The 21543-nt window shown below is 71.5% G+C and carries 17 protein-coding genes; 13 read left to right on the plus strand and 4 right to left on the minus strand.

Features of this window, described 5'->3' with window-relative positions:
- The first annotated feature begins 17 nt into the window (after positions 1 to 17).
- From ACIQ7D_RS19125 to ssuE, 9 genes are all read left to right on the plus strand, one after another.
- Entirely contained in the window at positions 18 to 932 is a 915-nt protein-coding gene (locus tag ACIQ7D_RS19125; protein WP_403939296.1) for a DsbA family protein, read from the plus strand.
- Between the two features lie 495 nt (positions 933 to 1427).
- Positions 1428 to 2996, plus strand: coding sequence for an ABC transporter substrate-binding protein (locus ACIQ7D_RS19130; RefSeq protein ID WP_403938951.1), 1569 nt, complete (start codon positions 1428 to 1430; stop codon positions 2994 to 2996).
- Between the two features lie 103 nt (positions 2997 to 3099).
- Positions 3100 to 4089, plus strand: coding sequence for an ABC transporter permease (locus ACIQ7D_RS19135; RefSeq protein ID WP_403938953.1), 990 nt, complete (start codon positions 3100 to 3102; stop codon positions 4087 to 4089).
- A 2-nt stretch (positions 4090 to 4091) separates the two neighbouring features.
- Positions 4092 to 4982 (plus strand): ABC transporter permease, encoded by an 891-nt coding sequence (locus ACIQ7D_RS19140; RefSeq protein WP_403938955.1) that lies wholly within the window; start codon positions 4092 to 4094, stop codon positions 4980 to 4982.
- On the plus strand, positions 4979 to 5851 hold the full coding sequence (locus tag ACIQ7D_RS19145; RefSeq protein ID WP_403938957.1) for an ABC transporter ATP-binding protein: 873 nt from the start codon (positions 4979 to 4981) through the stop codon (positions 5849 to 5851). The genes ACIQ7D_RS19140 and ACIQ7D_RS19145 overlap by 4 nt, the downstream gene beginning before the upstream one ends.
- 161 nt (positions 5852 to 6012) lie before the next feature.
- Complete coding sequence (locus tag ACIQ7D_RS19150) at positions 6013 to 6822, plus strand: ABC transporter ATP-binding protein (protein WP_403939298.1); 810 nt, start codon at positions 6013 to 6015, stop codon at positions 6820 to 6822.
- A 32-nt stretch (positions 6823 to 6854) separates the two neighbouring features.
- Positions 6855 to 8195, plus strand: coding sequence for an LLM class flavin-dependent oxidoreductase (locus ACIQ7D_RS19155; protein ID WP_403938958.1), 1341 nt, complete (start codon positions 6855 to 6857; stop codon positions 8193 to 8195).
- 9 nt (positions 8196 to 8204) lie between these two features.
- Entirely contained in the window at positions 8205 to 8399 is a 195-nt protein-coding gene (locus ACIQ7D_RS19160) for a hypothetical protein (protein WP_403938960.1), read from the plus strand.
- A 25-nt stretch (positions 8400 to 8424) separates the two neighbouring features.
- Positions 8425 to 8982, plus strand: a complete 558-nt coding sequence (gene ssuE / locus ACIQ7D_RS19165; protein ID WP_399289052.1) for an NADPH-dependent FMN reductase — start codon at positions 8425 to 8427, stop codon at positions 8980 to 8982.
- 70 nt (positions 8983 to 9052) lie between these two features.
- On the opposite strand, the gene katG is transcribed toward ssuE, so the two are convergent.
- Positions 9053 to 11281 carry a catalase/peroxidase HPI gene (gene katG / locus ACIQ7D_RS19170; RefSeq protein WP_403938962.1) on the minus strand — a complete coding sequence of 743 codons (2229 nt, stop codon included), beginning with the start codon at positions 11279 to 11281 and terminating at the stop codon, positions 9053 to 9055.
- 372 nt (positions 11282 to 11653) lie between these two features.
- On the opposite strand from katG, the gene ACIQ7D_RS19175 reads away from it, so the two are divergent.
- Complete coding sequence (locus ACIQ7D_RS19175; protein ID WP_403938964.1) at positions 11654 to 12073, plus strand: Fur family transcriptional regulator; 420 nt, start codon at positions 11654 to 11656, stop codon at positions 12071 to 12073.
- Here ACIQ7D_RS19175 and ACIQ7D_RS19180 read toward each other — a convergent pair.
- A complete protein-coding gene (locus tag ACIQ7D_RS19180; protein ID WP_403938965.1) occupies positions 12070 to 13461 on the minus strand; it encodes a GDSL-type esterase/lipase family protein in 1392 nt (463 codons plus the stop codon). The two genes, ACIQ7D_RS19175 and ACIQ7D_RS19180, sit on opposite strands and share 4 nt — an antisense overlap.
- A 264-nt stretch (positions 13462 to 13725) precedes the next feature.
- Here ACIQ7D_RS19180 and ACIQ7D_RS19185 point away from each other — a divergent pair, with 264 nt between their 5' ends.
- Positions 13726 to 14463 (plus strand): GntR family transcriptional regulator, encoded by a 738-nt coding sequence (locus ACIQ7D_RS19185; RefSeq protein ID WP_403938968.1) that lies wholly within the window; start codon positions 13726 to 13728, stop codon positions 14461 to 14463.
- Between the two features lie 108 nt (positions 14464 to 14571).
- Complete coding sequence (locus ACIQ7D_RS19190) at positions 14572 to 16296, plus strand: purine-cytosine permease family protein (RefSeq protein ID WP_403938970.1); 1725 nt, start codon at positions 14572 to 14574, stop codon at positions 16294 to 16296.
- A 9-nt stretch (positions 16297 to 16305) separates the two neighbouring features.
- Here the strand turns inward: ACIQ7D_RS19190 and ACIQ7D_RS19195 are convergent, their stop codons facing one another.
- Together ACIQ7D_RS19195 and ACIQ7D_RS19200 are read right to left on the minus strand one after the other, a co-directional pair.
- The gene (locus ACIQ7D_RS19195; protein ID WP_403938972.1) at positions 16306 to 17625 is read right to left on the minus strand and encodes a cytochrome P450; all 1320 of its coding nucleotides are present in this window, start codon (positions 17623 to 17625) and stop codon (positions 16306 to 16308) included.
- Between the two features lie 246 nt (positions 17626 to 17871).
- On the minus strand, positions 17872 to 19689 hold the full coding sequence (locus ACIQ7D_RS19200; protein WP_403938974.1) for an FAD-binding dehydrogenase: 1818 nt from the start codon (positions 19687 to 19689) through the stop codon (positions 17872 to 17874).
- 190 nt (positions 19690 to 19879) lie between these two features.
- Between ACIQ7D_RS19200 and ACIQ7D_RS19205 the strand changes: the two genes are divergently transcribed.
- Positions 19880 to 21049, plus strand: a complete 1170-nt coding sequence (locus ACIQ7D_RS19205; protein WP_403938976.1) for a PucR family transcriptional regulator — start codon at positions 19880 to 19882, stop codon at positions 21047 to 21049.
- Positions 21050 to 21543 lie beyond the last annotated feature (494 nt).

The raw sequence follows: 21543 nt of genomic DNA on the forward strand, positions 1-21543 counted from the left end.
CGCGGCCTCCGGTCGAGGTGGTGGAGTACACCGACCCCCTGTGCCCCTGGTCCTGGGGTTCGGAGCCCGTCCTCCGCCGGCTGCGGGAGGCGCTGGACGGCCGGGTCCGCTGGCGTCGGGTGTACGCCATCCTCTTCGACCACGACGACGACCCGGCGCCCGACCCGGTGGCCGAGACGGCCTGGTACGCGCGGTACGTGGCGGAGGTCACCACCCACACCCTGGCCCCGCGCGCGGTCCGCCTGAGCCGCGTGGCCGCCAGCTCCTGGCCCTCCTCGCTCGTCGCCAAGGCCGCGGAACGCCAAGGCCCCGAGGTGGCCGAACGGGTGCTGCGGCGGCTGCGGGAGACCGTCTTCGTCGGCGGCGAACCGGCGGACACCACCGCACTGGCGCTCTCCGCCGCGCGCGGGGTGCCGGACCTCGACCCCGAGCGGCTGGCCGCCGACGCCGCCGCCCCCGGCGTACGGGAAGGGGTACGCGCCGACCGTGCGGAGGCGCGCCGTCCGGTGCCCGAAGTACGGTCCGTACGCGGGGGATCGCCGCACCCCGGCGCCGCCAGGGAGACCGCAGACGGCGGGTACCGCTACGCCCTGCCGACGCTGCTGATCCGGTCCGCCTCGGGGTACCGCGCCGTACCCGGTCTGCGGACCTTCGAGGAGTACGTGTCGGCCGTCGACGCGGTCCGCCCGGGGCTGGTGAAGGCCGCCGGGCCGCTCACCCCGGCCCAGGCGCTGGAGCGTCACCGGAGTCTGACCGAACCCGAGCGGCCCTGGCGGGCGGAGGGTGCCTGGCCGCCGCCGGGCGCCGTCCGGGTGGACACCGGGAACGGCCCCCTGTGGCTGCATCCCCAGGAAGCCGCGGTCCATCCGGCCACCCGCCGCGCGCTGTCGCGGGGTTCCGGCCCCGAGGGCGGGGCCCGTTCCACCGGATGAGACACCAATTGGTGTCCATTGACAGTCTCCGGCGGTCGGCCTCAGGATGTGGAGCATGCTCACGACGCACCCCGGTGTGGTGTGCCGCTACGTGGACCTGCGGCGCACCTCCAGCGCACTCTGTCGCTGACCACCCGCCGCCCCCGGCCCTCAGGCGCCGCCTGACCCCCGCCCGCGGCACCGGCGTTCCGCCGGGCCCCGTCCGCCTCCGCGCCTCGTCCGCCCCTGCGCCGGTCCGCCTCCGTGCCGGCCCGCCTCCGCGTCTCCTCTCCCCTCGCCGCGTTCCGTCGCGCGCCGTCTCCGTACCACCGGTCCGCCTCGCGGGACCGCTGCTTCCGGTCGCCCGGAGCGGTGTCGCCCCCTGGCCCCTCGCCCCGCCCGGTGGCCCGTTCGTGCGGCTGTGTGCCGGTGGTTCGCGTGGATTCGGCCAGAGCTGCCCCGTTCCCCGGTCCCGTATGCCTGCCCCGGGCCGGGACCCGTTACAGAAAGAGTGAGATGTCCACACGACGCACGATCCGCCGCCCCGGCCGGGTCCGACCCGCCCGGAAGGCCGGCGGCCCGCGGGCCAGAGCCCTCGGGGCCGCCCTCGTCGCTCTCCTCGCCCCCGCCCTGAGCGGCTGCGGAGGCGACGCCTCCTCCGCGACCGGCGCCGCGACACTGAAGTGGGCCTCCTCGTACTTCCCGGCGCACTGGGACCCGGTGGTCTCGGGCAGTGGAGCCCAGTTCCGCGAACTCGCCCTGGTATATGCCTCGTTGACCCGTACCGACGAGACAGGGAAGGCGGTGCCCGACCTCGCGAAGAGCTGGGAGTACAACGCCGGGGGCGACCGGATCACCTTCCATCTGCGCCCCGGCCTGAAGTTCAGCGACGGGGAGCCGGTCGACGCCGCCGCCGTCAAGACCGCGATCGAGCGGGCGCAGAAGCAGAAGAACTCCGCCCTCTTCGGCGATCTGACCTCCATCAGGTCGGTGGAGGCGGACGGACTGGACGCGGTGCTCCACCTCACCCAGGTCGACTACCAGATCCCGCAGTTGCTCGGTGAGCGCGTGCTCCAGATCTCCAGCCCCAAGGCGGCCAGGTCTCCGGAGAAACTGGACCAGAACCCTGTCGGCGCCGGGCCGTTCATCGTCCAGCAGTTGATACCGGGCACCAAGGCGGTCCTGAGGAAGAACCCGGACTACTGGGACGCGAAGAACATCCACATCGACAACGTCGAGCTGATCTCGGCCCCGGACACCTCGACGGTCGTCTCCGGGCTGCGGACCGGCGTCTACAACTTCGCGGACATCGAACCGAGTCAGGCGGACGCCGCCGAGAAAGCCGGGCTCGACGTCTTCGTCCAGCCCGGCTTCAACGCCTCGAACATCAGCCTGAACGTCAACAAGACGCCGTTCGACGACGACCGGGTCGTCGACGCCGTCCGGCACGCGGTCAACCGCCGGGAGTTCGTCGACAAACTGACCTTCGGTCACGGCGAGACGACCGACCAGCCGTTCCCGAAGGGGTACGTGGCCTACGACCCGCAGGCGGCCGGCTCCTTCCCGTACGACCCGGCGAAGTCGAGGAAGCTTCTCGCCGAGGCGGGTCACCGGGCCGGTGACATCAAACTCGACCTGGTCATCCCGGCGGAGGACCCCCAGGCGGAGATCGTCCAGTCCCAGTTGGCCGCGGTCGGCATCAAGGTCACCATCAAGGTCGACAAGAACTGGGCCACGCCGTTCTTCGCCAAGAACCTGGCCTTCTCGCTCTACTCGACCACGGGCCGTGACTCCGCCGTACAGACCCTGACCGCACACTTCGGTCCCAACGGTCCGCTCAACCTCAGCACCCCGTACGAGCCGGCCGGTTTCGCGGCGGCCGTCGCGAAGGTCCGCCGGACCCCGCTGGACGCGGCCGTGTACCCGGAGGTCCTGCGGGCGGCGACCCGGGCGGGCCTCCGGAGCAAGGCGCTGGTGTTCACGTACTCCTCGCCGAACCTCTTCGCCAAGAGCCCGTCGGTCTCCGGCCTGCCGAAGAACCCGGCCCACATCGACTGGACCGGCGTGACCGTGTCCGGCAAGTGACCTCCACCCGCTTCCGGAGCTCCCTCTACTTCTGGACCTCCACCTACTTCTGGACCTCCACCCGCTCCGGACCATCCATCCACCCCAGAGAGGGGGCAACCCCATGACGGTCGCCGCAACCAGGGCGCGGCACGCGCTGGGCCGCGTCCTGGGCGCCCTCGCCCGGTCGGTCGCGATCTTCGTGCCGGTGTTCCTGGTCGCGACCTTCGTGACGTTCGCGCTCCGTTCGCTGAGCGGGCTCAGCCCGGCGCGGATCCAGCTCGGCGAGCAGGCGACCCCCGAGGCGATCCGGCGGATCGAGGCCCAATGGGGTCTCGACCAGCCCTTCCTGACCCAGTACTGGCACTGGTTCACCGATGTCCTGCACGGACAGCTCGGTTCCAGTTGGGTCAACGGGGCCGACATCTCCACGCTCATCGGCCTCGGCCTGGGTGTGAGCCTCTCGGTCGCGGTCCTCGCGCTGATCATCGGGGTGCTCGCCGGTTTCGCCCTCGGCACGGTGGCCGCGGTCCGGCGCACCACCCCGCTCGACCGCGCGGTCACGGGGTTCGTCACCGTGATCTCGGTGATGCCGGCCTTCGTCGTCGGCATCGTGCTGGTCACGGTCTTCTCGGTCGGACTCGGTCTGTTCCCCTCGGCCGGCTACGTCCCCGCGGAGCAGGGCATCGGCCCGTGGCTCGCGCATGTCACGCTTCCCGCGCTCGCGCTGAGCTTCGACGTCATCGCCGACGTCGCCCGCCAGCTCCGTACCAGCCTCATCGCCGCGTACAGCGAGAACTATGTGACCGGTGCGGTGGTACGGGGGCTGGGGCCGCGGCGGATCTTCTTCGGCCATGTCCTGCGCAACGGTCTCGGGCCGGCGCTCGCCACACTCGGCCTCAAGTTCCCTTCCCTGGTGGGCGCTTCCGTCGTCACGGAGTGGATCTTCGGTCTTCAGGGCTTCGGCCGGTTCGCCAACGACTCCGCCCAGGCCGGTGACGTGCCCGCGGTGCAGGGGGTCCTCGTGGTGTCGATCGTCCTGGTCGTCACCTTCAACCTGATCGTCAACCTGGTGCTGGCCCGTGTGACGCCGGCCGCCCAGCGGGGGGTGTGACCATGGTGCGCCGCGTCTTCGCCCTGACGTCCGGCAGGGTCGCCGTCGTGATCCTCGTCCTCATCGCGCTGCTGGCGCTCCTCGGCCCGTGGCTCGCTCCCCACGATCCGCTGGCCACCGGCGACCACACGCTCGGGGACGCCTCGGGCGCCAACTGGCTGGGTACGGACCACCTCGGCCGCGATGTGTTCAGCAGGCTGCTGGACGGTTCGCGTATCAGTGTGCTCGGCTCGCTCGAAGTCGCGCTGACGGCGCTGGCGGTCGGCGCGGTACCCGGCATCCTCTCCGTCCATCTGGGACGGGGCTTCGAATGGCTCACCCTCCGCCTGGCCGACACACTGGTCGCCCTGCCGTTCCTGCTGTTCGCCGTCGCGGTGATCGCGCTGCTCGGCAACGGCATCACCCAGGCGATGCTCGTCACGGGCGCGTTGGTCTCGCCGCTCTTCTACCGGGTCTCCCGCGCCGCCACGCTGGCCGTCGCGCGCTCCCCGTACGTGGAGGCCGCGCTCATCTCCGGTGCCTCCATCGGCTGGGTGGTGCGCCGGCACGTCTGGGTCAAGGTGCTCCCACCGCTCGCGGTCGCGCTCGCCCAGACCATCGGTGTCGGCTTCGTCATCGTGTCGTCCCTGACGTTCCTCGGTATCGGCGTCCAGCCGCCCGCGCCCACCTGGGGCGGTCTGCTCGCCTCCGATCTGGGCTATCTCAGCCACCAGCCGTGGGCACCGCTGGCGCCCGCACTGCTGATCATGGTCACCGTCTGGGCCTGCAACCTCCTCGCCGACGCGATCCGCGATGTCTCCGGCGAGGCGGGGCGGGCGCTGGTCAACCGCCGCAAGGTCCGTGCCGCCCGCCGCGACCACGCCCGTTCCGTCTCCGCCGGAGGTGCCCGATGACGACCCTGTCCCACCACACCGTGCCCGAACGGGCCGAGGACGCCGACCCGTCGGCCCCACCGGTCCTCGCGGTCCGCGATGTACGGATCAGCGACCGGACGGCCGACCGGGAGATCGTCCACGGGGTGAGCTTCGACCTCACGCCCGGCAGGGCCGTCGGCATCGTCGGCGAGTCCGGCAGCGGCAAGACCCTCACCTGCCGTGCGGTGCTCGGCATCCTTCCCCCGCACTTCGAGATCACCGGCGGCTCCGTCGAGATCGCCGGCACCGACATCGCGACCCTGACGCCCCGGCAGTGGACGGCCCTGCGCGGCGCCACGATCAGCGCGGTCTTCCAGGACCCGGCGTCGTACCTCAACCCGTCGATCCGGGTGGGCGCTCAGATCGCCGAGGTCATCCGGGTCAAGAAGGGCCTGAAGCGCCGGGCGGCCCGGCACCGTGCCGTCGAACTGCTGCGGGCCGTACGGCTGAGGGACCCGGAGCTGGTCTACGGCCAGTACACCTACGAGCTGTCCGGCGGCATGCTCCAGCGCGTCCTGATCGCGGCGGCCATCGCCGCGGAACCGCGGGTCCTCATCGCCGACGAGGCCACGACGGCGCTCGACGTGACCGTCCAGGCCGAGATCCTCGACCTCCTCGCCGAACTGCGCGAACGGGCCGGTCTGGCCCTCGTGGTCGTCTCCCACGACCTGGCCGTCGTCGCCCAGGTGTGCGACGAGGTGCTGGTGATGCGGGAGGGCGTCGTGGTGGAGCACGGCCCGACGCGGTCGGTGCTGTACGACCCGCGGCACGCGTACACCCGGCTGCTCGTCGCCGAGCACGAACAGTACGGCCTGGAGAAGTTCCTCACCCCCAAGGAGACGGCGTGACCAGCGGGTTTCCCACCGCGACCCCGGCGGACGGCTCGAAGACCCCGGCAAACCACACGGACACTCAGGCGGACCACACGGACACTCCGGCGGACCCGACGGACAGCCCGGCGGACCCCACGGAGGCACCGGCCGGGCGTACGGAGACCCCGGCCGCCGTACTGGACGTCACCGGCCTCGACGTGCACTACGGCCGGGGCCGCCGGCGCCACCACGCCCTGCGCGGTGTCTCGCTGAGCGTCGCGCCCGGCGAGACCCTCGGGGTCATCGGCGAAACGGGTTCGGGCAAGTCGACGTTCGCCCGCGCCGTACTCGGCCTGGTACGCGCCTCGGCCGGGTCGATCGTCGTCGACGGCGAGGACGTACGGACCTACGGCGGCCGACAGTGGCGCGCCCTGCGCCGGCGCGGCGTGATCCAGTACGTCTTCCAGGACCCGCTGCGCAGCCTCGACCCCGACCTCACCGTCGGGGAATCCCTGAGCGAACCGCTGCTCGTCCAGGGAGTCCCGCGCAAGGAGGCGGCCGAGCGGGCCCGGGCGTTCCTCGGGCGGGTCCGCCTCGCCGAGGAACTGCTCGACCGGCTCCCCGGAGAACTCTCCGGCGGGCAGCGCCAGCGGGTCGCCGTGGCCCGCGCGCTGGTCACCGAGCCCCGGCTGGTCATTCTCGACGAGCCGGTCAGCGCCCTCGACTCCGCCAACCGCGTCCAGATCCTGGAGATCCTGAAGGAACTCCGCGCCACCGGCGTGGCCCTCGTCCTCATCTCCCACGACCTCGGGTCCGTCGCCGGGACCGCCGACCGTATCGCCGTGCTGTACCGGGGCGAGCTGGTCGAGTCCGGCCCCGCCCGTGAGGTCGTCAACCACCCGCGCCACCTCTACACCCGCCTGCTCGTCAGCTCCGCCCCCACCCTGCGTACGGACTCCGTCGACCGGACCGAGCGCAAGGCCCTGCGCGCGCGGCTCGGCGCCTGAGCGGGACCGGCGCACCACAGAGAGGAACCCCCATGTCCCGCAGGATCCACCTCGCGTTGCACCCGTACGGCGTCGGCGGCCCAGGCCAGCACGGGCTCTGGAAGGACCCGCGCGTCGCGAAGAACGCCAGCATCGACATCAACTACTACATCCGGCAGGCGCAGGCGGCCGAGCACGCGCTCTTCGACGCCCTGTTCGTCGTCGACAGCCAGTTCATCAACGCGACCTACCCGGCGCACTACCTCAACCGGCTGGAACCGCTCACCCTGCTGTCCGCGGTCGCCACCCACACTCGTCACATCGGCCTGGTCGGCACCGCGAGTTCGACGTACAACTCACCGTTCAACCTCGCCCGCCGCTTCGCCTCGCTCGACCACATCAGCGGCGGCCGGGCCGGCTGGAACGTGGTGACCAGCTTCGACACCGGCACCTCGAAGAACTACGGACTCGACGAGCACCTGGACTACGCCACCCGGTACGGCCGCGCCCTGGAGTTCGTCCAGGTGGCCCGCGGCCTGTGGGACTCCTACGAGGACGACGCCTTCCCGGCCGACGTGGCGCGCGGCGTCTTCCTCAACCCGGCCAAACTGCACGCGCTCGACCACACCGGTGAGCACTTCACCGTCGCGGGACCGCTCAACCTGTCGCGCTCACCGCAGGGCCAGCCCGTCATCTTCCAGGCCGGGGTCTCCGAGGAGGGCCGCGATCTCGCCGCCCGGGTCGCCGAGGGCATCTATGCGCCGGGCGGCTCGCAGGAGCAGGCGCGGGAGTACTACGCCGACATCAAGAAGCGCACCGCCGCGTACGGACGCGACCCCGGCCACATCAAGATCTTCCTCCACGGCGGCCCGGTCGTCGCCGCGACCGACGAGGCCGCGCTCCGCCGCGAGCGCGAGATCTTCGAGGAGGACAACGACTTCGACCGCAACCTCGCGCTCCTCGGCCGCTCGTTCGGCGCGTACGACTTCAGCCGGCACGATCTGGACGCGCCGTTCCCCGACGTCGCGCACCTCGCCGAGAAGGGCGGACGGACAGGAGCCGCCAAGATCATCGAACGGGCGACCGCCGAAAACCTGACACTTCGTCAAGTCGCCGACTCGCTGGGTCAGTTCCGCAAGTCCCCGTTCGTCGGGGCGCCGGAGACCGTGGCCGACCGGATCGAGGAGTGGTTCGACGCGGGCGCCTTCGACGGCATCAGTCTGGCCTTCCGTACCGACGACGACCTGAACCTCTTCGTCGACGGCGTCGTACCGATCCTGCGCCGGCGCGGGCTGCTGCGCACCGAGTACGAGGCCGACACCCTGCGCGGCAACCTCGGTCTGCCGGTCCCCGCCAACCGCCACACGCACGAGCGCCCGCTCGTGAACAACTGAGGACCGGCCATGAGCGAACATCATCCGCGGCGGGAGCACGAGTTGACCGAGCACACCGACCACGGTGGCGGCGGAGACCGTCACCTTCCTGGAGACATTGCGCGCCGACCTGGTGCCGCTGATCACCGTGCGGTCGAGCGCGTGGTGACCACGCCGTACGACGGGTGCGCGGGCGCGGTGCCGCTGCCCACCCGCTCCTTCTGAACCCCGAACCGGGAAGGTCCCTCATATGGCTGTCATCCTGTCCGTCTCCGGAAGTCCCTCCGCCACCTCCCGCACCGCACGCCTGCTGCGCCACCTGGACGACCGGCTCCGGCACCAGGGCCACGACGTGACCTCGCTGGAAGTCCGGAGCCTGCCCGCCGAGGCGCTGCTCGGCGCCGACTTCCGGCACCCCGCCGTCGTCGAGGCCACCGCGCTGTTCGAGCGGGTGGACGGTGTGGTGATCGGCACGCCCGTCTACAAGGCCGCCTACTCCGGGCTGCTGAAGTCCCTGCTGGACCTGCTGCCCCAGTACGCCCTGGCCGGCAAGACGGTCCTGCCGCTGGCCACCGGTGGCAGTACCGCCCATGTGCTGGCCATCGACTACGCGCTGCGCCCGGTGCTGAGCTCCATGGGCGCCTCGCACATCGTTCCTGGCTGGTTCACCCTCGACAAGGACATCACCGTCGGCGAGGACGGGAAGCTGACGGTCGCGCCGGGCTCCGCCGAGGCCCTGGCACAGGTGACGGACCAGTTCTCCGCCGCGCTGGGCGGCCGCCGTACGGTACTGGCCGCCGCCGGCTGAGCGGCGGCGGCCAGTACCGTACCGGACACACGTCCGGGCCGGCCCCTGGAGGCCGGCCCGGACATCGGGATCAGACGAGGTCGAACCGGTCGAGGTTCATGACCTTGTGCCACGCGGCGACGAAGTCCCGCACGAACTTCTCCTTCGCGTCATCGCTCGCGTAGACCTCGGCGAGCGCCCGCAGCTCGGAGTTGGACCCGAAGACCAGGTCGGCGCGGCTGCCGGTCCACTTGACCTCGCCCGAGGCGTCGCGGCCCTCGAACGTGTTCGCGTCCGCGGACGTCGCCGTCCACTCCGTGCCCAGGTCGAGCAGGTTGGCGAAGAAGTCGTTGGTCAGCTTCCCGGGGGTGGTGGTGAGGACACCGAGAGAGGACTGCTGGTGGTTCGCGTCCAGGACACGGAGACCGCCGACGAGGACCGTCATCTCGGGCGCGCTCAGGGTGAGCAGGTTCGCCCGGTCGATCAGCAGGTACTCGGCCGGCAGCCGGTTGCCCTTGCCGAGGTAGTTGCGGAACCCGTCGGCGGCCGGTTCGAGGGCGGCGAACGACTCCACGTCGGTCTGCTCCTGCGAGGCGTCCGCACGGCCCGGCGTGAAGGGGACCTCGACGGTGACACCGGCGTCCTTCGCGGCCTTCTCGACGGCCGCGCCACCGGCGAGCACGATCAGGTCGGCCAGGGAGACCCGCTTGCCACCGGTCTGCGCGGCGTTGAAGGTCTTCTGGATGCCCTCCAGGGTGCTCAGCACCGTCGCGAGGCGGTCGGGCTCGTTGACCTCCCAGCCGCTCTGCGGCTCCAGGCGGATCCGCGCGCCGTTGGCGCCGCCGCGCTTGTCGCTGCCGCGGAAGGAGGAGGCCGCCGCCCACGAGGTGGACACGAGCTCGGACACCGACAGGCCGGAGCCGAGGATCTCGCTCTTGAGAGCGGCGATGTCACCGGCGTCGACCAGCTCGTGCTCCACCGCGGGGAGCGGGTCCTGCCACGGCAGCTCCTCGGCCGGGACCTCCGGGCCGAGGTAGCGCACGACCGGGCCCATGTCGCGGTGGGTCAGCTTGAACCACGCGCGGGCGAAGGCGTCCGCGAACGCGTCGGGGTCCTGGAGGAAGCGGCGCGAGATCTCCTCGTAGGCCGGGTCGAACCGGAGCGAGAGGTCCGTCGTGAGCATCGTCGGCGCGTGGGTCTTCGACGCGTCGTGGGCGTCGGGGACGGTGCCCGCGCCTGTGCCGTCCTTCGGGCGCCACTGGTTCGCGCCCGCGGGGCTCTGGAACAGCTCCCACTCGTACCCGAACAGGATCTCGAAGAAGCTGTTGTCCCAGGTCACCGGGGTGTTCGTCCAGATGCCCTCAAGGCCGCTGGTGATCGCGTCGCCACCCTTGCCGGTGCCGAACGAGTTCTTCCAGCCGAGGCCCTGCTGCTCGATGGAGGCGCCCTCGGGGTTGGCGCCGACGTGGTCCGCCGGGCCCGCGCCATGGGTCTTGCCGAAGGTGTGACCGCCCGCGATCAGGGCGACCGTCTCCTCGTCGTTCATCGCCATCCGGCGGAACGTCTCACGGATGTCGCGGGCGGCGGCGATCGGGTCCGGGTTGCCGTTCGGGCCCTCCGGGTTGACGTAGATGAGGCCCATCTGGACCGCGCCGAGGGGGCTCTCCAGGTCACGGTCGCCGGTGTAGCGCTCGTCGTCGAGCCAGGTGGTCTCGGGACCCCAGTACACGTCCTCGTCGGGCTCCCACACGTCCGCGCGGCCACCGGCGAAGCCGAAGGTCTTGAAGCCCATGGTCTCCAGGGCGACATTGCCGGCGAGGATCATGAGGTCGGCCCAGGAGAGCGCCTGGCCGTACTTCTTCTTGACCGGCCACAGCAGACGGCGGGCCTTGTCGAGGTTCCCGTTGTCCGGCCAGCTGTTGAGCGGCGCGAAGCGCTGCTGCCCGGCCCCGGCGCCGCCACGGCCGTCGCTGATCCGGTACGTGCCCGCGCTGTGCCACGCCATACGGATCATGAACGGGCCGTAGTGACCGAAGTCGGCCGGCCACCAGTCCTGCGAGTCGGTCATGACCTCCGCGATGTCCCGTTTCACGGCCGGGAGGTCAAGCGTCCCGAACGCCTCCGCGTAGTCGAACTCCTCGCCGAGCGGGTTGGCCACGGCGGGGTTCTTGGCGAGGATCTTCAGGTTGAGCCGCTCCGGCCACCACTGGCGGTTTCCGCCGCCCTGCGTCGGGTGCGGGGCCCGCCCGTGCACGACCGGGCAGCCGCCCCCGCTCTCCTTCTTCGCGTCTACGACGATTTCATCATGGTTCTCAGACATGGGAATCCTTCCGGACCGGGTGGATCTGGTGCTCAGGAACTGTGGCTGGTGGAACGGCCGGGGAGGTGATCGCCTCGACGTCGAAGTGGTGGTCGCCCGGAAGGTCCGCGGGCGGTGCGCCGCGCACGGCGGTCACCCGCGTACCGGCACCGCCCGGACTCCCGGCGGTGATCCCGTCACGTCTCCGTCTCCTGCCGTACGGGAGTCTTCCTGCCCCTTGGCTATTGTCGGAACCGATCCTACAATGGACAGAGTCTTAGTCAAGAAGCACATCAAACCCCTCTCCGGATCTGGCCCCGGGCTCCGGATCCGGCCTCGGGCGCCCACCGGTAAACTTCGGGTATCCCACCAAACCTGAATAGGTGAACCGACATGAGTGACCTGCTGGAGCGACTGCGCGGGCGTGGCTGGCGGATGACCTCGCAGCGACGTGTCGTCGCGGAGGTCCTCGACGGCGACCACGTCCACCTCACGGCCGACGAGGTGCACGCCCGCGCGGCCCGGCGGCTCCCCGAGATCTCCCGCGCGACCGTGTACAACACGCTGGGGGAGATGGTCTCCCTCGGCGAGGTCATCGAGGTCTCCACGGACGGCCGCGCCAAGCGCTACGACCCCAACGCGCACCATCCGCACCAGCACCTGGTGTGTTCCGCCTGCGGCACCATCCGCGACGTCCACCCGACCGGCGATCCGCTGGCGGACCTTCCCGCGGTGGAGCGGTTCGGCTTCGCGGTCTCCGAGGCCGAGGTCACCTACCGCGGCGTGTGCCCGTCCTGCGCCGGGACGTCTTAGTCCGGGAAGCCTTGGCCCGGGACACCACGGCCCGGGACACCACGGCCCGGGACACCACGGCCCGGGACGCCCTGGCCCGGGACACCATGGCCCCGGTCGCGCGTGAGCATCGCCAGGGGGACGTGGTCGGCGATCGCCCGCTGCCCGGCGATGTTGGCGTGGATGCCGTCGCCGGTGTCGTAGTCGAGGCGCAGACGATCGGGCTGGAGCGGGTCCTTCAGCACCTGGTCGAAGTCGATCACGCCGTCACACCGGCCCGAGCAGTTGTTCCCCTGCCTGACCACGGTGTTGACGGCGTGCCGGTCGAGATTGTGCTGGTCGGTGTATGAGCCGCGCGGGGTGATCGGGGTGACGTACACCGCGATCCCGGCCCGGCGCAGCCGCTGGAACACCGTGTCGTAGCTCGTGAGGATCGCGGCCGCCGTGCAGCCGTTGGCCAGATCGTTCGTACCGTAGTAGTAGAGGACGCCCGTGACCCCGTGCAGCGCCAGCACATCGCGCTCCAGCCTGGCCGCCCCGTCCAGTCCGGCGAGTTCGCCCGGGGTGCCGGGGCAGGCGTCGGAACTCGTCGTTCCGCTGATCCCCGCGTTGGCGACCGCCAGTTGCCTGCCCGGGGGCAGTTCCTGGGTGATACGGCGCGCCAGCACATCCGTCCACCGCTGGTTCGTCCCGGTCTCCGTGCACCCCGGGCCGCAGTTGGTGCTGCCCACGCCATCCACCACGGAGCTGCCGTAGGGCACGACCGTGCCCTTGAGGGCCGGATTGCGGACATCGACGGCGCTGACCAGGAGGGTCGAGTTCACCGTCTCCGTGTAAGGGGCACCGGAGCGGTCGTCCGTGTGGTCACCGGAGCGCACCGGCGTCAGATAGTTGTCGCGGAGCCCCGTGGCGTGGTGGCCGGGAACGACCGGCCCCGGGGCGAACATGCTGACCGCGACATTCTGCTGAGGGCGCGTCAGAAGCCGGGCGGCGTCGCTCCACACCTCACCTCCCGCGGGGACCGTGATGGCCCGCCGGCCCTGGAAGGTGACCGGTACGGCGGCGCCGACAAGGGCGGCCCCCTCCCCGCCGCGCCCCACGGTGACGGCGTCGACGGTGAGCGGCGCCGTACCGAACGTGTTCTGGACCCGGATGCGCAGGGCGTCGCCACCCTGGCTGAGATGGGTGATCATCCGTACGGACTGATCGGTCAAGCTCCGGGGAGCCAGGCCCTGTTGGGACTGCGCCCAGGAGGTGAACCAGGAGCGTCCGGCCGGCGGGGCGGCGGACGCGGCGGCCGGTTCCGGCGATTCCGCGGCGGACGCGGAGTCCGTGAAACCGGCCAGGGTGAGGGCGAGGACCATCGAGACGACGACGCGCCTCGCTCCGCCGGTACGCGGTCTGAACATCGGCGCGCTTCCTTCCCGGTCCGCGGCCAGGGCTGCCGCGCTGTGTGAGCTCGGGGTACGGAGGGTCCCGCGGGACTGGCGGGGCGGCTGGGACCACACCGGCTGATCCTCTCCGAGGACGTCGCACCGCGCCAGCGCCGTCACAGGATCGGCCGGGCACGGGGCCGGATCACATCCCCGGAACTCCCGGCTCCGGAACGCCGAAACACCGTCTTCACACGGGAGGCGTCGGCGGGAAACAGACCGTTCCTACCGTTCCGCGTCATGGATACGGGCCGGTATACAGCGTCGGACACAGGGCCCCCCGCGCCGGACGGTGCGGCGGCGGCGCCGCACCGCGAGCGGGTGTACGCACGGCTGCGCGAGGAGCTGCTGTCCGGCCGGATCGGGCCGCGCGAGCGACTGGCCGAGGTGCGGCTGGCGGACCGGTTCGGAGTCTCCAGGACGCCCGTGCGCGAGGCGATGACGCGGCTGCTGGCCGACGGCCTGGTCGAGCGGGCCGACGGGGGGTTCTACCCGGCCGTACCCACCCTCACGCAGGTGCGGGACCTGTACGAACTCAGGGCCACCCTGGAACTGCGCGGGGTGGCGCGGGCCGTCGAGGACGGTTCCGTACGGCACGACCCCGGCGTCCTCGACGCGGAGCTGCGGCGCTGGTACGCGCTGCGGGCGGACCCTCCGCCGCCGGATCCCCGGTTCGTGGTGCTCGACGAGGAGTTCCACACCGCTCTCTCCCGGGCCTCCGGCAACCCGGCGCTCACCGAGACCCTGGTGGCGGTCTCCCAGCGGATCCGGCGGGTACGGATGTACGACGTCCTCACCCCGGACCGGATCGCCTCCACCGTCACCGAACACATCGCGATCATGGAACTGGTGCGCGACGGCCGCCTCGACGAGGCGTACCGGGCGCTGCGCCGCCATGTCGGTGGCTCCCCGGCCGCCGTGCGGGAGCGCGCGGAACGGGCCCTGACCCGGATGGCCCTGCACACGGACCCGATCTGACTGCGCACCACCCCATGTGCGTAACCCCCATGTGCGTACCCCCCATGTGCGTAACCCCCCCCACATCCGCACCACCCCCACCCCCTCACTCTCCCCAGGAGGCGCGGCATGAGCAGCGAGCCACAGCTCATAGCTCCCACCAGCGACCAGGAGCCACCCGCCGTACGGCCGGGCGGCGAACCGGCCGCCAACGAGACGCTGGAGGACTACACCCTCCGGTTCGCCCCGCGCAGTTACCGCCGCTGGACACCCATGGTCGTGGCGACCACCGCGCTCGGCGGGATCGCCTATCTCGCGGACTTCTCCATCGGTGCCGGGATCGGCCTCACCCACGGCACCGGCAACGCGCTGGCCGCCATCGCCGTCGCGGCGGCCGTCATCTTCGTCACCGGCTTCCCGCTCGCCTACTACGGCGCGCGGTACAACATCGACCTCGACCTGATCACCCGAGGCTCGGGCTTCGGCTACTACGGGTCCGTCCTGACCAGCGTCATCTTCGCCAGCTTCACCTTCATCTTCTTCGCCCTCGAAGGCTCGATCATGGCGCAGGGGCTGAAACTCGGCTTCGGACTGCCCCTGTGGGCGGGGTATCTGGTCTCGACGCTGATGGTGATCCCGCTGGTCATCTACGGCATGAAGGCGCTCAGCAAGCTCCAGGTCTGGACGACCCCGGTGTGGCTGCTGCTGATGGCGGGCCCGCTCGCCTACCTGATCGTCACCGACCCGGGCACGGTGGACCGCTGGCTGGCGTACGCGGGGACCGACGGCGACGGCGGCGTCAACACCGCGTCCGTGCTGCTCGGGGCCGGGGTGTGTCTGTCGCTGATCGCGCAGATCGGCGAGCAGATCGACTATCTGCGCTTCATGCCGCCGAAGACCCGTGCCAACCGCCGCGCCTGGTGGACGGCCGTGGTGATGGCCGGCCCCGGGTGGGTGGTGCTGGGCGCGCTGAAGCAGGCGATGGGTGTCTTCCTGGCCGTCTACATCCTCTCCGAGGTGGGCCCGGTCGCGGCCACCGAGCCCATCCAGCAGTTCCGGGGCGCGTTCGACGCGATGATGCCGTCCTGGCTGGTGGTCCCGCTCGCCGTGGTCCTCGTCGTGATCAGCCAGATCAAGATCAATGTCACCAACGCCTACTCGGGCTCGCTGGCCTGGACCAACTCCGTCACCCGGGTCTCGAAGCACTACCCGGGCCGGATGGTCTTCGTCCTGGTCAATCTGGCGTTCGCGCTGATCCTGATGGAGGCCGACATGTTCAGCTTCCTCAACAGCATCCTCGGCTTCTACTCCAACTGCGCCATCGCCTGGGTGGTCACCGTCGCCACCGACATCATGGTCAACAAGTATCTGCTGAAGCTCTCCCCGCACGCGCCCGAGTTCCGCAGGGGCATGCTGTACGCCGTCAACCCGGTGGGCGTGGTCTCCTTCGTCGTCGCCTCCGGGCTCTCCATCGCCCTGTACTTCCACGCCCTGGGCGACACCCTCCAGCCGTACTCGCCCGTCGCCGCCGCGCTGATCGCCTTCGTCCTCACCCCGCTGATGGCCGTGGCCACCCAGGGCCGTTACTACCTGCGGCGCGCGGACGACGGGATCGACGAGCCGCCGCTCGACGCCGAAGGCAACCCCAGCGCGACCACCTACCCGTGCCATGTCTGCCGCCAGGAGTTCGAACGGCCCGATCTGGCCGCCTGCCTGACCCATGGAGCGGTGGTCTGCTCGCTGTGCCTGAGCACCGACAAGCTCGGCGACCATGTCCTTCCCGCCGGCCCCGTGGCGGCGAGGTCCGGGGCAGCGGGAGCGGGCGGGACCACCGGCGCCGGACCAGCCGGGTAGCCGCGCCCCTCAGTGTTCCCGGCCGTCCCCGGGGCGCACGGTGTGGGCGGGGGTGAAGGTCACCGGGAGGGCCGTCAGGCCGCGCGCCCACGGGGAGGGCCGCCGGGTCAGCGCGTCGGCGGGTACGGCCAGATCGATGTCGGGGAGCCGGTCGAGCAGCACCTCGATGGCCGTACGGGCGATGACCTCGGCGATCTCCTGCGCCGGGAACGGGCAGCGGTACTCACCGTGCCCGAACGAGAAGTAGGCGTTGTTGCCACCGGTGAGCGCGGAACCGTGGGTGCGGACCTGCGGATCGTTGTTGGCGGCGGCGATCCCCAGGAGCAGCATGTCGCCCGCCTTGACGGGATGGTCGCCGAGGGCGGTGTCGCGGGTGGCCCAGCGGCCCACGGCGTTCTGCGCGGGGGTGTCCTCCCACAGGACCTCGTTCATGGCGTCGGCGACGCTGTGCCGTCCGCCGGAGAGGGAGGCGGCGAACCGCTCGTCGGTGAGCATCAGCCGCAGCGAGTTGCCGATCCAGTCGGCGGTCAGCGTATGGCCCGCGATGACCAGCACGATCAGATCGTGGAGGACCTCCTCCTCGGTGAAACCGGCGCTGTTGCCCAGCAGCCGGGAGGCGACGTCCGGCGGGCCCGCGCCGTCCTTCTTCGTGGCGAGGAGCGACGCGGTCGCCTCGAAGAGGTATTGCTGCGCCGCCTGGGCCAGTTCGCCGCCGTCGGCCAGATCGATCGCGGCGGCGGCCAGACCGGGACCCTGGTCGTCGGGGAAGCCGTAGATCCTGGCGAGGACCCGGACCGGGAACGGCATCGCGTACCGGGCGATGATGTCCGTACCGCCCTCGGCGCAGAAGCCGTCGATCAGCTCGTCGGCGAGCTGCTCGGCGAAGTGCCGCAGCATGAACGGGTCGACGGCCTCCAGCGCGTCGCTCACCATCGCGGCCCGTTCGCGGTGGCGCTCACCGGTCGTGTAGAGGATGGACGGCTGCCCCCGGCCGATCAGCGGTGCCAGCGGCCAGTCCTCGGGGACGCGGTGCCACTGGTTCCACACCTCGGAGTCGCGGCTGAAGAGCACCGGGTCGCCGGTGACCTGGTGCAGCTCGCGGTAGCCGAGGACCAGCCAGGCGGGTATGCCGCCTTCGAGGAGGACGGGCGCCACGGAGCCGTGATCCCGCCGCATCTCGCGGTAGAGCCGGCTGGGTTCGGTCTGGAAGCGGGGGCCGCTCAGCGGTACGGCGGAGTCCGCGGGGTCCCCGTCCGCCCGGTGTGCGGGGCATCCGGGCGGCGGGGCGGCGGCGCCGGTGTTCCGGGCGGTGGGTTCGGCCGGTGTCATCGCTGTTGTGTCTCCGAGGTCGGGTACGTCCGGGGCGGCACGCCATCAGCCGGTCCAACCAGCGGGGTCAGGGGCCGGGAGGCCGGTCGACGCTGATTCGCACGGTCATCGTGGCCCTCCGTGTGTCCCCGGCACTATAAGGGGTCCGCGTTCGCCGCCGGGAGGACCGCGTCTCCCCCGGCGGCCACCAGGACCCGCCCGCCACCTCAACTCGGTTGACCGGCCCGTTCGTTCACCGTACGGAGCTCAGGCGGTGGCCGCCGCGGCGGCCCGGCCCGCCTGACGGCCGGAGAACAGGCAGCCGCCGAGGAACGTGCCCTCCAGGGACCGGTATCCGTGCACCCCGCCCCCGCCGAACCCCGAGACCTCCCCGGCCGCGTACAGCCCGGGGACCGGCGTGGCCGACGCGTCCAGCACCCGGCCGGAGAGGTCGGTCTGGAGCCCGCCGAGCGTCTTGCGGGTGAGGATGTTGAGCCGTACGGCGATCAGCGGACCGGCGCTCGTGTCCAGGATCCGGTGGGCGGAGGCGGTACGGCTGAGGGTGTCCCCGGGGTAGGCGAGGGCGTTGCGGATCCCCATCACCTGTGCGTCCTTGGTGTACGGGTTCTCGATCTCCCGGTCCCGCGCCTCGATCTGGCGCTTCAGGTCGGCCAGGTCGATGAGGCCGCTCCCGGTCAGCCGGTTCATGCCGGCGACCAGTTCGGGCAGGGTCGTGGCGACGACGAAGTCGACACCGTTCTCCTTGAACTTCTCGATCGGCTCCGGGCTCTGCCAGATGCGCGAGAGGAGCTTCAGGATGTCCTTGTTGGTCAGGTCCGGGTTCTGCTCGGAGCCCGACAGCGCGAACTCCTTCGCCAGGATCTTCTGGGTCGTCACGAACCACGAGTAGTCGTAACCGCTCGCGGTGATCGACCCCAGGGTGTGCAGGGTGTCGTACCCGGGGAGGTCGGGGGCGGAGAAGCGTTTGCCGGTGGCGTCGAACCACAGGGACGAGGGGCCCGGCAGGATACGGATGCCGTGACCGGGCCAGATCGGGTCGTAGTTCCGCAGGCCCTCGGTGTAGTGCCACATCCGGTCGGGGTTGACGATCCGTCCGCCGGCCTTCTCCGTGATGGCGAGCATCCGGCCGTCCACATAGGCGGGCACCCCGGTGATCATGTTCTTGGGCGGGGTGCCGAGGCGCGCGGGCCAGTTCTGCCGTACGAGATCGTGGTTGGCGCCGATTCCGCCCGAGGTGACGATCACCACCGGGGCGCGGAGTTCGAAGTCACCCACGACCGTGCGGGAGGTGGCCTTGCCGCGGGGGGCCGTGCTCGGCTCCAGCACCGATCCGCGTACGCCGGTGACGGCGCCGCCGGTCCGCACCAGCTCGTCGACCCGGTGCCGGAACCTGAACGTCACCCGGCCGGCTTCGGCGGCGGCCCGTACCTTCTTCTCGAACGGCTCGACCACGGCCGGGCCGGTGCCCCAGGTGACATGGAACCGGGGCACCGAATTGCCATGCCCGTCCGCGAGACCGCCGCCGCGCTCGGCCCAGCCGACGATGGGGAACCAGCGCACGCCCAGCCCGTACAGCCAGGACCGCTTCTCCCCGCCGGCGAAGTCCACGTACGCCTCGGCCCACTGCCGCGCCCAGTGGTCCTGGCCGCGCGGATCACTCACGCCCCGGTCGAAGCCGGCCGTCCCCAGCCAGTCCTGCCAGGCCAGTTCATGGGAGTCCTTGATCCCCATGAGCCGCTGCTCGTCGGAGTCGACGAAGAAGAGGCCGCCGAACGACCAGAACGCCTGCCCGCCCAGATTGGACTCGGGTTCCTGGTCGAGGAGGAGCACCTTGCGTCCGGCCGCGGTCAGTTCGGCCGTCGCCACCAGCCCCGCCAGACCGCCGCCGACGACGATCGCGTCCGCGTCCGAGGCCGCGGACGGGGCCGCGAAGGCCGGCAGGGTCTGGGAGAAGGCGGCCGCGCCGGCGATCACCCCGCCCGCCACCGTGAGCGCGCGGCGCCGGCTGAACACGGCCGGGTCCGCGAGCTTCTCCGTCTTCTCCGTGTTCTCCGACTTGTCCATGGGGGGCCTTCCGAAAGGGGACGCGGGGGAGGTGTTGCCACGAGGACCCTGCTGTTACCGTGCGGTAGCTCACAGATAATCAGGTCGCCACAGAAGTGCGGTAGTAGCCGGGCGCCAACGCATCCGCCCCGTCGTTGTGGCCCGGCGACAGTGCTCCGTGACCGCGCTCCGACGGAGAAGGGCGAGGCTCATGACGGTCATCCCTCAGCGCGAGCCGGTCACCGGGATCCTGCGGGCCATGGCCGTCGACCCGGCCGTGTGCGGCGAACTCGTCCACGCGGCGCGTATCCGATCGCCCGCGGTGGCCCGGCTCGCCGAGGCGGAGAACCGCCGGCATGTGTCCGCCCTGGTCACCGCCGCCGGCCAGTGGTTCGCCACCCTCGACCGGGTCGAGGAACAGAGCTTTGCCGCCGCCCTGCTGCTCGGCGCCGACCGGGCCGGCCAGAGTGTGCCGGTCACCGCCGTCCTGCGCGGTGTGCAGGCCGCCCTCACCCGCGCGGTGGAGATCACCGTCGACCGCAGCAGGGCCGCCGGGGTCCCCGACTCCCTGGTGCTCTCCGCGGTCCTGCTGCTCAAGGAGTACGGCGACGCCGTCGAACGCCATGTGGTCCACGGCTACCGCACCGCCGAACAGCGCGTCCCGCCCACGGCGGGCGGGGTCAGGGCGGGAGTGCTGAGACAGCTCCTGGGGAGCGGTCCGCCACCGTCCGCCGAGGAGCTGACGCGGGCCGGCATCCGGCCGGACCGGGTGGGCCACTGCCTGGTCACCGAGGCCACGGGCCCCGCGCGCAGCCAACTGCTCGCCCCCCGCTCCGCCTCCCCGTGCGGCGACTTCGCCCTGGTCGAGGGGCGCCTGGTGGGACTGTGCCCCCGACCGCCGCGCGCCGAGGAGATCCCGGCGGGCTCCCTCGTCGTGGTCTCCCCGGCCGTCCCCCTGGACGCGCTCCGCCCGGTCCACCGGCTCTGCGCCCGCGCCCTGGACATCGGCGCCCGGCGCGCATGGCGCGGCGTGTACGAACTCACCGACTTCGCCGCCGAGATCGCCCTGTCCGACCAGCCGCTCCTGGGTACGTATCTGACCCGCGCCCTGCTGGGCTCCCTCGACCCCTCGGACGACTTCCACCGCCAACTCGCCCTCACCGCACTGACGTTCCTCGACCACGGGCGGCGGCTCGACCAGACGGCGGCGACCCTGTTCACCCACCCCAACACCGTTCGCTACCGGCTCGGCAGGCTCCAGCAGATCACCGGGGAGTCGCTGACCGAACCCCACCACGACGGCCGGCCGGGCCCGTTGGCCACCCTGCACTGGTGGTGGGCGCTGACCACCTGGCTGCACCCGCACCCGGACACCCGGTAGGGCTCACGTACGCCCGTGGGGAAGCCGGCCGGGAGAACCGACGCGTCGCGGGCGGCCGCGGCCCAGTGCGGTGCGCCGGTCCGCCGCGCGACCGCCAGCGCCCGCCGGTAGTGGTCCGCCGCCCGCTCACGCTCCCCGCACGCGAGAGCGAGGTCACCGAGATGGCGGGCCACCGGGCCGAGACAGGGCAGCCCGCTGCCCGCCCGTCCGCACCGAGGCGCGGAGACGGCAGCGCGAGCGGGAGAAGGCCCTGCGCCACCCCGCTCCTCCGTCTCCCCGGGCCACTTCATGGCCGAGGAGGCCCCGGCCGAGGTCGTCAAGGCGCTGCGGGCCCTCCTGGCCAGGGTAGGGCCGCTCGCCGATCCGGCCAGAGGGGAGCGGCCCTACGCAACAGCGCCGTAGAGGGGTGGCAATGTGCGGGAAACGAATTCAACAGAAAGTTGACTCGCTGCTGGCCCCGCCACCCTTCACTCCGGAGGCACCCGTGACCCAGG

It is taken from the genome of Streptomyces sp. NPDC096310, from assembly GCF_044763125.1.
GTDB lineage: Bacteria > Actinomycetota > Actinomycetes > Streptomycetales > Streptomycetaceae > Streptomyces.